General features: G+C 70.9%; 12 protein-coding genes and 1 pseudogene. 5 read left to right on the top strand and 8 right to left on the bottom strand.

Going from position 1 to position 11241, the window contains the following annotated elements; translation table 11 throughout:
- From ACFFNX_RS29545 to ACFFNX_RS29555, 3 genes are all read right to left on the bottom strand, one after another.
- Nucleotides 1-561, bottom strand: a 561-nt coding sequence (locus tag ACFFNX_RS29545; RefSeq protein WP_378209071.1) for an ABC transporter permease, incomplete at its 3' end; no start/stop codon positions are given.
- A complete protein-coding gene (locus ACFFNX_RS29550) occupies nt 558-2087 on the bottom strand; it encodes an ABC transporter permease subunit (RefSeq protein ID WP_378209073.1) in 1530 nt (509 codons plus the stop codon). The genes ACFFNX_RS29550 and ACFFNX_RS29545, both read right to left, overlap by 4 nt.
- Entirely contained in the window at nt 2084-3019 is a 936-nt protein-coding gene (locus ACFFNX_RS29555; RefSeq protein WP_378209107.1) for an ATP-binding cassette domain-containing protein, read from the bottom strand. The genes ACFFNX_RS29550 and ACFFNX_RS29555 overlap by 4 nt, the downstream gene beginning before the upstream one ends.
- Nucleotides 3020-3205: 186 nt before the next feature.
- Between ACFFNX_RS29555 and ACFFNX_RS29560 the strand changes: the two genes are divergently transcribed.
- Both ACFFNX_RS29560 and ACFFNX_RS29565 read left to right on the top strand, forming a co-directional pair.
- On the top strand, nt 3206-3868 hold the full coding sequence (locus ACFFNX_RS29560; RefSeq protein ID WP_378209075.1) for a response regulator transcription factor: 663 nt from the start codon (nt 3206-3208) through the stop codon (nt 3866-3868).
- Nucleotides 3865-4968, top strand: coding sequence for a sensor histidine kinase (locus ACFFNX_RS29565; RefSeq protein WP_378209077.1), 1104 nt, complete (start codon nt 3865-3867; stop codon nt 4966-4968). The genes ACFFNX_RS29560 and ACFFNX_RS29565 overlap by 4 nt, the downstream gene beginning before the upstream one ends.
- A gap of 15 nt (nt 4969-4983) precedes the next feature.
- On the opposite strand, the gene ACFFNX_RS29570 is transcribed toward ACFFNX_RS29565, so the two are convergent.
- Nucleotides 4984-5790 carry a tyrosine-protein phosphatase gene (locus ACFFNX_RS29570; RefSeq protein WP_378209079.1) on the bottom strand — a complete coding sequence of 269 codons (807 nt, stop codon included), beginning with the start codon at nt 5788-5790 and terminating at the stop codon, nt 4984-4986.
- A 233-nt stretch (nt 5791-6023) separates the two neighbouring features.
- Between ACFFNX_RS29570 and ACFFNX_RS29575 the strand changes: the two genes are divergently transcribed.
- Nucleotides 6024-6956, top strand: a complete 933-nt coding sequence (locus tag ACFFNX_RS29575) for an NADP-dependent oxidoreductase (protein ID WP_378209081.1) — start codon at nt 6024-6026, stop codon at nt 6954-6956.
- A 155-nt stretch (nt 6957-7111) separates the two neighbouring features.
- Nucleotides 7112-7891, top strand: a complete 780-nt coding sequence (locus tag ACFFNX_RS29580; RefSeq protein ID WP_378209083.1) for a hypothetical protein — start codon at nt 7112-7114, stop codon at nt 7889-7891.
- 71 nt (nt 7892-7962) lie between these two features.
- Here ACFFNX_RS29580 and ACFFNX_RS29585 read toward each other — a convergent pair whose 3' ends face one another.
- Nucleotides 7963-8349: a MerR family transcriptional regulator gene (locus ACFFNX_RS29585; RefSeq protein WP_378209085.1), complete on the bottom strand. Its 387-nt coding sequence runs from the start codon at nt 8347-8349 to the stop codon at nt 7963-7965.
- A 62-nt stretch (nt 8350-8411) separates the two neighbouring features.
- Between ACFFNX_RS29585 and ACFFNX_RS29590 the strand changes: the two genes are divergently transcribed.
- Nucleotides 8412-9131 carry an SDR family oxidoreductase gene (locus tag ACFFNX_RS29590; RefSeq protein WP_378209087.1) on the top strand — a complete coding sequence of 240 codons (720 nt, stop codon included), beginning with the start codon at nt 8412-8414 and terminating at the stop codon, nt 9129-9131.
- 14 nt (nt 9132-9145) lie between these two features.
- On the opposite strand, the gene ACFFNX_RS29595 is transcribed toward ACFFNX_RS29590, so the two are convergent.
- The 3 genes and pseudogenes from ACFFNX_RS29595 to ACFFNX_RS29605 all read right to left on the bottom strand — a co-directional run.
- The gene (locus ACFFNX_RS29595; RefSeq protein ID WP_378209089.1) at nt 9146-10006 is read right to left on the bottom strand and encodes an ABC transporter permease; all 861 of its coding nucleotides are present in this window, start codon (nt 10004-10006) and stop codon (nt 9146-9148) included.
- A 4-nt stretch (nt 10007-10010) separates the two neighbouring features.
- Nucleotides 10011-10991 (bottom strand): ATP-binding cassette domain-containing protein, encoded by a 981-nt coding sequence (locus tag ACFFNX_RS29600; protein WP_378209091.1) that lies wholly within the window; start codon nt 10989-10991, stop codon nt 10011-10013.
- Nucleotides 10988-11241 (bottom strand): annotated as a pseudogene (locus ACFFNX_RS29605) (PadR family transcriptional regulator); the annotation flags it as partial. The gene ACFFNX_RS29600 and the pseudogene ACFFNX_RS29605, both read right to left, overlap by 4 nt.

Genomic DNA, 11241 nt, shown 5'->3' on the forward strand with positions numbered 1-11241 from the left:
GATGATGGGGACGACGTAGAGCAGGCCGAGTACGAGCCCGATGCCGGTGGCGGAGTCGCGTACGGCGGTCGCGACGCCGAGGCCGAGCAGGGCGATCAGTATCAGGTACAGGACCGACCCGGCGGCCGCGCGCAGCGTCGGCCCGTCGGCCGGGGACAGGGCCTGGCGGCCGGGGCCGGGCAGGGTGAGCCACCCGGCGAGCAGTGACCCGGCGACGGCGAGGGTTCCGGCGACGGCCACGAGGCCGGTGAGAGTGACGGCCTTGGCCGCGAGGGCGGTGGTTCGCCGTGGCGTCGCCGTCAGGGTGGTGCAGATCATGCCCGAGCCGTATTCCCCGCTGATGATCAGTACTGCCAGGATGGCGACCAGCGCCTGGCCGAGGTGGACGCCCATGAGGGTGATCTTGGTGGTGTCGCCGCCGCAGCCACGGGCCGTGCAGTGCACCACCGAGGTCGCGACGGTGCTCAGGGCCACCGTCGCCGCGACGGTGCCGAGCAACAGCCACCGGGGGCCGGCGACGGTCCGTATCTTCGTCCATTCCGCGTGCAGGGCCGGTCTCATGCGTCTCTCCTGTCGAGAAGGACGGCGGCCACGGCCAGGCCTGCCACCGTGTAGCCGGCCAGGACGGCGAGCCCGGCCCAGGGCGCCAGCGGGTAGTAGCCGTAGTACGGCGTGTAGTTGCTCACGACCTGGTGATAGGGCACAAGGGTCTGCTGGACGGCGAAGGCGGCGCCGGGTGTCACCGTGGCCACTGCCTTCGACACGCTCGCGGGCAGAAACGGGATGGCGATCAGGATGTAGGGCAGTACGGTGGCCGCGATGACGGTGGTGACCGCGCCCGCGCTGTGCCGGAAGACGGCGCCGGCGGCGAGGGCCAGGACCGAGGCGGTCGCGAGCAGCGCCGCGGTCCCGAGTGCCACCCGCAGTTCGGTGGGGGAGGACACCGGGAAGAGGTAGACGCCGTTGCCCCGGGCGAGCCGCTCACCGAGCGGGGTCGCGAGGATCGTCCCGGCGAACCCGGCGACGAAGGTGACGGACCACAGCACGATCGCCTTGGCCGCCAGTACCCGGCTCCGCCTCGGGCTCGCGGCCAGGGTGAGGTGGATCATCTTGTTCCGGTACTCCGCGGTGATGAACAGCGCCCCCACGACGATCACCGCGATCAGCGCGGCGAACGTGCCGGTGAGGATGTCCCGGAGGAGGCCGCCGGTCGGCAGGCTGTCGCGGACGGCGGGCGCGATGTCGCCGGCGCCGGTCACCGTGAACCGGGCGCCGGATCGCGCGAACGAACCCGAGCCGTTCTCCGGGTAGCCGGCGAAGCTGGGGGATCGGGCTCCCACCTGATCGCCGGTCCAGTCGCCGCCGGTCCAGCCTCCGAAGGTGTGCGGGTCTTCGAAGGTGGCCGTGGACACACTGCCGCGGGTGCCTCCGCCGCTCACGGCCTGCGGTGAGGCGACGAACAGCCCGGCCTGCGCGGTCGAGCCGAGTCCGCTCACCTGCGTGGTGCCCACCTTGGTCCATCGGGTGCCGTCGGTGGAGGCATAGCCGGTGATCGTGTCGCCCGAGCGGTCCAGGCGCAGCCGACGGGGGGACGCGGCGGAGGCCGGGCCGGAGGGGCCGGCCGTGTCGTTGACGTAGCCGTCCTGCATGCGTACGCCGTGGCTGCCGGTGACCATGATCGCCGCGTAGGGTGATCCCTGGCGGGTGCTCGCCTTGATGATGAGCCCGGCCTTCGCCCACGGCACGGTGCCGGGCCGCAGGTCTCCGGGGCGCGCGGGGATGCTGCTGTCGAGCGCGGAGACCGAGACGGTGATGGCGCCGTTTCCGGTCAGCGGCCGGTGCACGAGGTAGAAGCTGTCGGTGACGGGCTCACCGCCGGGGCCGATCGGCACGGGTGGTGCGCCCTTCTGGTTACCGCCGGCCCCGGTGAGCAGGGCGACCAGCACGATCATCAGTGCCGCCGCCGTGATGCCGGTCACCCAGCCGCGGACGGTTCGGAATTTGGTCCATTCCGCGTGCAGCAGCCGGGGGAAGCCGTTGCGCGCGGCTCGTCGGCCGGATCGGTGCGGCGTGACAGCGAGGGTCACCGTGAGGCCTCCGCGGGTGTCGTGGCGCGGAACTCGACCGCCTCGCGGGTGAGTTCCAGGTAGACGTCTTCAAGGGTGGCGCGATGTGCCGACACCTCGGAGAACGGCACCGCGTTCTTGCCGAGCAGCGCCACGATCCGTTCCGCGGGCAGACCGGAGACGGTGATGGTGTCGCGGCCGGTGGCCGTCACGGTCGCGCCGGCGTGTGCGAGCACCCTCATCGCGTGCGTTCCGGCCGTGGTCCGCAGGGTCACCCGGTTCCGGGAGGCGGCCGTGATCAGGTCGGCCACGGCGGCGTCGGCGATGGCCTTGCCGCGCCCGGCCACGACGAGATGGTCGGCCGTGTCCTGCATCTCGCTCATCAGGTGGCTGGAGACCAGCACGGCGCGGCCCTGGGCGGCGAGTGAGCGCAGGAAGCCGCGCATCCAGATGATGCCGTCGGGGTCCATGCCGTTGAACGGCTCATCGAGCATGATGGTCGGCGGGTCGCCCAGCAGCGCCGCGGCGATCCCGAGCCGCTGGCGCATGCCGAGTGAGTAGCCGCCGGCCTTGCGCCGGGCCGCCGGGGTCAGGCCGACCTGTTCGATCACCTGGTCCACGCGTCGCGCGGTCAGGCCCTGGGAGTGCGCCAGCCACAGCAGGTGGTGACGTGCGGTCCGGCCGGGGTGCAGTGCCGCCGCATCCAGCAGGGAACCGATGTGGTTCAGCGGGTGCCGGAGACGGTGGTAGGGCCGGCCGTCGACCAGCGCGGTGCCCTCCTCGACGGCGTCGAGTCCGAGGATCACCCGCATCGTGGTGGACTTTCCGGCCCCGTTCGGCCCCAGGAAGCCGGTCACCAGCCCCGGGCGGACGGTGAAGGACATGCCGTCGAGGGCCAGGGTCGCCCCGTATCGTTTGCGCAGTCCGGCGACGACGATCCCGGTGGCGCTCATCGCGGCGAGCGCACGGTCGAGGATGGATTCATGCCGACGGTTGTACGCGGTGCCCGGTCTCAGCGCGGTCGCGGTGGCTGCGACCCGGCTGGAACCGGGGATCTGGCATCGTCGGCGCATGGCATCTCGACCCGATGGCCGATTCGGTCGCCCCGCCCGTCCGATGACCGGCGGGGGTGAGTGGCGGTGAGGGTCCTCGTCGTGGAGGACTTCGAGGTCCTGGCCCGCTCCATCGGTACGGGGCTGCGCCGTGAGGGCATGGCCGTCGACGTCGTCCTGGACGGGACCGCCGCCCTCGACCGCCTGGCGGTCACCCGCTATGAGGTGGTGATCCTCGACCGTGACCTGCCGGGCGTCCACGGGGATGAGATCTGCCGGCGGCTCGCCCACGGCCGTTGTGAGACCCGCGTCCTGATGCTCACCGCCTCGGGCACGATCGAGGACCGTGTCGACGGGCTCAGCCTCGGCGCCGACGACTATCTGCCCAAGCCGTTCGCGTTCGCCGAGTTGGTCGCCCGCGTCCGTGCTCTGGCCCGCCGTGCCACGCCGCCGCTACCGCCCACCCTGGCCTGCGGGGACATCACGCTCGATCCGGCCCGCCGCGTCGCGTTCCGGGCCGGCCGGCGGCTTCCGCTGAGCCCCAAGGAGTTCGCCCTGCTCGAATGCCTGCTCGCCGCGCCCGGCCTGGTCATCTCCGCTGAGGAGCTGCTCGAACGTGTGTGGGACGAGGCCGCCGACCCCTTCAGCAGCGCCGTCAAGCACACCATGCACCGGTTGCGGGCCAAGCTCGGCGACCCGCCCGTGATCGAGACCATCCGCGAGGGCGGCTACCGCATTGGAGCGTCATGACTCACCGGCGGCTCGCCGGACGGTCCTTGCAGACGCGGCTCGCGCTCGCGTACGCGGCGGGCATCTACGCCGCCGGGGTCTTCGTGCTCGTACTCGTCGACGTCCCGCTCGCCGGCGTCCAGTCGGCCAGGCCCAAGGAGGACCCCTCGCCGAGCGCGATCACCGGGACCGGGCACGGGATCGGCCTGCCCCGGCTCCTCATGGGGTCCGCCGTCGCGCTGGTCGTGCTGGTTCCGGTCGCCCTGGCTCTCGGCTGGTTCGTCGCCGGCCGGTTCCTGCGCCCGCTGCGTGCCATCACCGCCACCGCCAGAGTCATCTCCGCCGGTGACCTCCACCGGCGTCTCGACCTCGGCGGGCCCACGGATGAGCTGACCGAGCTCGGCAGCACCCTCGATGACCTGTTCGCCCGCCTTCAGGCCGCCTTCGACGCCCAGCGCCACTTCGTCGCGAACGCCTCCCACGAGCTGCGCACTCCTCTCGCCGGGCTGCGTACCCTCCTCGAGGTCGCCCTCGCCGATCCCGACGCGGACGCGGACGCTCTGCGGTCGGCCTGCCAGGAGGCTCTCGCGCTCGGCGGACATCAGGAACGGCTCGTCACGGCACTGCTCGTCCTCGCCACCAGCGAGCGCGGGATCTCTCGCCGGGACGCTCTCGACCTCGCCGACGTCGCCGGGGGAGTGCTCGCCTCCCGCCGCGACCGGGTCGCGGAGAGAGGCGTCGACCTCGTCGAGCACCTGACGCCCGCGGTGACGGCCGGGGATCCAGGGCTGATCGACAGCCTCGTCGCCAACCTCGTCGACAACGCCGTCCGCCACAACCGTCCGGGCGGGCGGGTGGAGGTCACCACCGGGACCTGCGGCGCGCAGGTGGCCCTCACGGTGGCCAACACCGGGCCGGTCATCCCCGGCGACCAGGTCCAGCGTCTCTTTCAGCCCTTCCAGAGACTGGCGCCCGATCGTCACGGCCGCCGTGACGGTCACGGCCTCGGTCTCGCCATCGTCGACGCCGTCACCCGGGCTCACCACGCCACCCTCACCGCCGACGCACGCCCCGAGGGCGGCCTGTCCATCACCGTGCGGTTCGTGTCAGCCCATCCGTGAGGGCGTCTGCGTAGGTCAGATCCGGAGGGCGGCGCGGAGGGCGGTGGTGTCGTCGTCGGTCCAGCCGTGGTGCCGAAGCCACCCGGGCGGGCCGCCGTGGCGTTCGTCGAGGGTGGTGAGGAACTTCTCCATCGTGGCCGCGTACGGCATGTGGGTGTCGGCGGGCCGGGAGTCGAGGTCCTGGGCGTAGGTGGGGCTGCTGCGCAGGCGGGCGAGGATGGCGTCGAGGCGGTCGCCGGTCGCGGCGTAGTCGGCGACGATGCGGTCGCGGGGGACGCCGAGGACGTTCAGGGCGAAGGCGATGACGACGCCGGTGCGGTCCTTGCCGGCGGCGCAGTGGACGATCGCGGGTCCCTGCGCCATGACCCGGAGCGCGTCCACGACGGAGTCGGGGCGGTCGGCGAGGTAGCCGAGGTAGTGGTTGACGCTGCGTTCGCTCTCCTGGCCGCCCTCTTCGGCGCGGTTCTGCCAGGGGAGGATCTTGTCGGTGTCGATCCCGCGGCCGGTGGCGGGAGGGATGTCGGCTTCGACGTCGGTGAGGCCGCCGCCTTCGGCGAACAGGGACAGGTGGTGGATCGTCACGCGGGGTTCACGGGTGAGCGGGCCGGGGCCTTCGATCGTGACTTCGGTTTCGCTGCGCAGGTCGATGACGTGACGGATGCCGATGTGGGTGACGAGGCGGTCGACGTCGGCGAAGGTGAGGCCCTGGAGGTTGTCCGAACGGAGCAGCCGGCCGGTGCGCAGGGTGCCGCCGTCGGCGGTGATGAGTCCGCCCATGTCACGGACGTTGACCGCGCCGTCGAGTTCGATCCATCGAGTCATGCTGACGACCTTATCCGGGGGAGATGTCGCCTCCTGAGCGAGTTCGCGTCGCCGGGGTGGCGGTGTCGGGGCGTGCCGGAGCCGGTGTTCGGGTGGCCACGCCCCCACCGTACATGCTTCAAATTCAAAGCACTGTGACGACCGTCACTCGGTCTGGTGGATTGCTTCGAAGTCGAAGCGGGTTACAGTCTCCCGAATGCTTCAACTTCGAAGCAATGGATCGAGGAGAGATCATGAAGGCAGTGCGTTACCACTCCTACGGCGACAGCGACGTCCTGACCTACGAGGACACCGACCGCCCGGTGGCCGGTCCGGGGCAGGTGGTCGTGAAGGTGGCCGGCGCCTCGTTCAACCCGGTCGACGTCGCGATCCGCGCGGGCCTCCTGCGGCAGGTGTTCCCGCTGTCCTTCCCGCACGTTCCGAACTTCGACGTGGCCGGCGTCATCAGCGAGGTCGGCGAGGGCGTGAGCGGCTGGAACACCGGGGACGCGGTGGTGGCGTTCCTGCCGATGACCGCGCCCGGCGCGGCCGCCGAGTACGTCGCCGCGCCCGCCGAGACACTGGCCGCCGCGCCCCGCACCATCGATCTGGCCGACGCCGCGGCCCTGCCCTCATCGGGCCTGACGGCCTGGCAGTCACTGTTCGAGCACGCCGGTGTCCAGGCGGGCCACGGCATCCTGATCAACGGCGCGGGCGGCGCCGTCGGCGGATACGCCGTCCAGCTGGCCAGGCGGGCCGGCGCCACCGTCACCGCGACCGCCGGCCCGCGCAGCATCGACCGGCTGCGCTCCTACGGCGCGGACCGGATCATCGACCACACCGCCACACCGCTCCCGCAGGCGGTCGCCGGACGGCACTTCGACGCGGTGCTCAACCTCGTGACCACCGACCCGCGAGAGACCGCCGCCCTGGTGGACCTGGTCGCCGACGGCGGAGCCTTCGTCAGCACCACCACCCCCGGCCCCGAGGACCCCGGACGCGGAGTCCGGACCGTACGGGTGTACGCACGCAGCGACGCCGCCCGGCTCGCCGACCTCGCCACCCGCGTCGACGGCGGCGACCTGGACATCTGGGTCGCCCGGCGCCGGCCACTGACCGACCTGCCCGCCGTCCACGACGAGTCCGCCGCCGGGCGACTCGACGGCAAGACCGTCCTGACCCCCTGACCCCGGCGGGCCCCGCGCCCGGAGCCCATGGCCGGGCGCGTAGGAACCCGACACCGTGCCGTCAGGGCCGCGGCGGGTTGCCGGTTCGACCGTTCGCCCCCATTCTCAAGCAGGTCGACTGCAGCACCACTGAATACGCCGACAGAGGTGGGAGCGTGGGGGATCAGAAGGGTTCACAGATGGGAATCGGTGAAACTGCGGAGGGGGACCGGCCGACGCCGCTGCGGCCGTATGCCGTGCGGTTTTCACGTGTCTGGCCTGTCTCGATGGTTCTGGGAGGGACGGCCATCGCCGCACTGTCGGCCATCGCCGTTGCCCGTGCCGCTCAGGGCCGGCATCTCGCGCCATCACCCTCGCCTGCGGTCCTGTTCGTCGTGTCCGTCTTGGTGGCCGTTGTCGGCGCCGTGCGGCTGGTCCGAGCACGCCGCAAGGGGTGGACCGCTCTGGTCGTCGGCTCCTCCGGTATCCACTTCGCTTCCACCGTGCCGGACGGTGAGCCACGACGATTCGCATGGGATGAGGTCGGGACGCTTGTCCTGTTCTCCCGGCGCACGGAATTCCTCCATGGCATGGTGAAGTGCATCGGAGTGCGCTTGCATCCCACCGCCGCCGACTCTCCCGAACGCCATCTCGCACTTCTCGGACAAGCGCTGGCCCAGGTCGACCTGGAACTGCACGTGTGGGAACAACTCCGCAAGCTCGACAGCGGGCCATCGGAATCGCAGCTGGAGACGGCCGTCAGCTTCCACACCGAGGCGCGAGGCTGGAGACTCCACAGGTCCCGCCTGATAGAGGCGATGCAGGCCCATGCCGCCGGTGTCCCGATCATCGAGTTCACCGCCGACAGCTACTACGACCTGGTCGGCTGGCGCGCAGACCAGAACAAGCTGCGCGAAATTCTGGACGACGCCCAACTGCGGCGCTGGGGGTGGTGAAATGGAACGGGGCTCCGCTCCTGTCCGGGCCGCTGTCCAACTTCCTCGACCTGGACGACGCGTCCGGTCGGTCAGGTGGCGGCGTCCACGCTCGCCGGGCATGTGGCCGGAGAGATCGCGGACTCGGCGGCGATGCGGATCAGCTCATCGAGCCGGTCGTGCGCTCTGGTCAGGTCGTCGATCTTGGATCGGATGAGGTCCCGCTCGTCCTTGAGTCGCCGGGTCATCTGCGGGGTCGCGACGAGGGTGTCCAGGAAGGGCAGGAGCTGCAGGATCGTCTTGCTGGACAACCCGGCCGAGTAGAGGAGCTGGATGAACCGCACCCGCTCAACGGCGGACTCGGGGTACTGCCGATGGCCGCTGGGACTGCGGCCGGCGATGACGAGCCCCTGTTCTTCGTAGTACCGCAGCGCACGGACGCTGACCCCGGCGCGTTCGGCCACTGTTCCGATACGCATGGCACCTCCCGGGAGGTTCGGACTTGATCCTCACGCCGACGTGAGGTTTTACCGTACGCCTTATGAACATCCACGGAGCCACTGCGCTCGTCACCGGAGCCGGCCGTGGCATCGGCCGCCATCTCGCCGCCCAGCTCGTCGAGCGGGGCGCGAAGGTCTACGCGACCGCCCGCCGACCCGGATCCATCGATCTCGACGGTGTCGAGGTCCTCGCTCTCGACATCTCCGACCCGGACGTCGTCGCGGCGGCGGTCCGCCAGGCGGGTGATGTGAACCTGCTCGTCAACAACGCCGGAATCGGAGGTGGCGCCCTGCTCGGTGACCTGGAGGCCGTCCGCGCCGCACTGGACGTGAACTTCTGGGGCACGCTGTCCATGGCCCGCGCCTTCGCGCCGGTCCTCGCCGCGAATGGCGGGGGCGCGATCGTGAACATCGCCTCTTCGGCGTCCTGGCTCGTCTTCCCCGGCCACGGCGCCTACGCGGTCTCCAAGGCAGCGGTCTGGAACATGACCAACGCGCTGCGCCAGGAACTGGCCGGTCAGGGCACGCTCGTCACCTCGGTGCACCTCGGGGCGGCCGACACCGCCATGATGGCCGGCTACGACGTGCCCAAGATGGACCCGGCCGACGTCGCCCGTATCACCCTTGACGGTGTCGAGGCCGATGCGTTCGAGGTCATCGTCGATGAGTACACCGAAATGGTGAAGGCGTGGCTGAGCAAGGACCGGCGGGAGTTCGACGGCCATCTCCAGCAGTTGTTCCAGCAGTTCCTGGACGCCTGACCATCCGGACGCCTCTAGTCGGTCCGGCGGAACTGGGCGATCGCGCCGGCGAGCAGGCCGACGCCCAGCACGATGACCAGGCCGACCTCCAGCAGCGGAGGCACGTGCCAGCCGAACCAGGTGACGCCGGGGTTGAACCGGGCCTTTAACGCGGGGCTCGCGGTGATGTGGGCGAACACCGCGTGCCGCAGCGGGTCGACCGCGTAGGTCAACGGGTTGATCCGGGTGAGGAAGCTCAGCCAGGCCGGCAGGCCCGACAGCGGGAACAGCGCCCCGGACAGGAACATCATCGCCATCTGCATGATGCCGAAGAAGGACTGCATCTTCCGGATTCGCGCGGCCAGCACCACGCCGAACGCGGTGATGGTGAACGCCCCGGCGAACATCAAAACGATCAGCGTCAGGATCATGACCGGGTCGTACGGGACTCCGGCCAGGCCGGCCAGCGCGAGGATCACCACGCCCTGGAACGTGGCGACGACCGCGCCGCCCAGGACCTTGCCGACCACGATCGCGGTCCGGCTGACCGGCGCGACGAGCATCTCGCGCAAGAACCCGAACTCCCGGTCCCACACGATCGAGGCGGCCGAGAACATCCCGGTGAACATCACCGACATCGCGATCACGCCGGGGAAGATGAAGGTCTTCAGGTCCACCGAGCCGCCGCCGGAGACCAGGGACCCAAGACCCGTGCCCAGCACGAGCAGGTACAGCACCGGCTGGATGAGCTGGGAGATCATGCGGCTGCGGTCGTAGAGGAAACGCAGCAGCTCACGATGCAGGACGATCTTCACGGCGCGCAGGTCGTGCGCCAGGCCGCGGCGGGCCACACTCACCCTTGCGACGTCCGCGGGGGTCCGTACCTGGGTGGTCATCGGCTCACCTCCTCATCATCCGGCGGGCCATGTCCGCCGAGCCGGCCTCGGCGTCGCGGATCGTGGTGCCGGTGTAGTTCATGAACACGTCGTCGAGGGAGGGCCGGGCGACGTGCACCGACCGGATCGGCACGCCCAGTTCGGCGAACAGCCGCGGCACGAACTCCTCGCCGGAGGGCACGGCGAAGGTGACCGCGCCCTCGTGCACGCCGGCCTCGACGCCGAACCGGTCACGCAGCGCCGTGATCGCCGCCTCGTCGTCGCCGGTCGCGATCTGCACGCGGTCCTTGCCGACGCTGGCCTTGAGCGCGCCGGGGGTGTCGAGCACGACGATCTCACCGTGATCGATGATCGCGATGCGGTCGCAGTACTCGGCCTCCTCCATGTAGTGCGTGGTGAGGAAGATCGTGATGTCCTCGGTGTCCCGGAGCCGGCTGAGGTAGCTCCAGATGGCGGCGCGGGTCTGGGGGTCCAGGCCGACGGTCGGTTCGTCCAGGAACAGCACCCGCGGCGAGTGCAGCAGGCCGCGGGCGATCTCCAGGCGCCGTTTCATGCCGCCGGAGAACGTCTCGACCTTGTCGTCCTTGCGGTCGGCCAGGTCGACCATCCGCAGCACCTGCGCGATCCGCTCGTTCATCGCCTCGCGCGGCAGCCCGTACAGCTCGCCGTGGAAGCGCAGGTTCTGCTCGGCGGTCAGGTACGCGTCCAGGGTGGGGTCCTGGAAGACCAGCCCGATGTTGCGGCGCACCTCGTCGCGTTCGCCGACGATGTCGTGGCCGGCCACGTACGCGGCGCCGCCGCTGGGGCGGACCAGCGTGCACAGCATCCCGATCGTGGTGGTCTTGCCCGCGCCGTTGGGTCCCAGGAACCCGAACACCTCGCCCCGCCGCACCTCGAACCCGATGCCCTTGACCGCCATCAGGTCGCCGTACCGCTTCGCGAGGCCTTCGACCGCGATGGCCGGGCTCTCGCCGGTCGCGTTCACTCTCTCTCCTCCTCGGGGTCCTCGGCGAGCAGCCGGTACAGCGACCGGCGCGCGTCGGCCAGGACCCGCCCGGCCCGCTGGTGCTGCTCGGGCGTGCCGGCCTGCGCGACCTGCCGCAGGGCCATGCCCAGCCGCAGGAACAGCGTCCGCAGGTCGGCCATCTCCTCGCTGACCGACTCGGCCACCGCCGCCCAGGGCTCGGCGAGCGCCTGCTCGTGCGCGGCCACGTGCGCGCGGCCCTCGCCGGTGA

This window comes from Actinoallomurus acaciae, from assembly GCF_042429965.1.
GTDB lineage: Bacteria > Actinomycetota > Actinomycetes > Streptosporangiales > Streptosporangiaceae > Actinoallomurus > Actinoallomurus acaciae.

Excerpts from the sequence above, each read along its gene's own strand:
- ACFFNX_RS29555 (WP_378209107.1), bottom strand. The coding sequence starts at position 3,019 with ATGAGCGCCACCGGGATCGTCGTCGCCGGACTGCGCAAACGATACGGG.
- ACFFNX_RS29585 (WP_378209085.1), bottom strand. The coding sequence starts at position 8,349 with ATGCGTATCGGAACAGTGGCCGAACGCGCCGGGGTCAGCGTCCGTGCG.
- ACFFNX_RS29590 (WP_378209087.1), top strand. The coding sequence starts at position 8,412 with ATGAACATCCACGGAGCCACTGCGCTCGTCACCGGAGCCGGCCGTGGC.
- ACFFNX_RS29565 (WP_378209077.1), top strand. The coding sequence starts at position 3,865 with ATGACTCACCGGCGGCTCGCCGGACGGTCCTTGCAGACGCGGCTCGCG.
- ACFFNX_RS29595 (WP_378209089.1), bottom strand. The coding sequence starts at position 10,006 with ATGACCACCCAGGTACGGACCCCCGCGGACGTCGCAAGGGTGAGTGTG.
- ACFFNX_RS29570 (WP_378209079.1), bottom strand. The coding sequence starts at position 5,790 with ATGACTCGATGGATCGAACTCGACGGCGCGGTCAACGTCCGTGACATG.
- ACFFNX_RS29575 (WP_378209081.1), top strand. The coding sequence starts at position 6,024 with ATGAAGGCAGTGCGTTACCACTCCTACGGCGACAGCGACGTCCTGACC.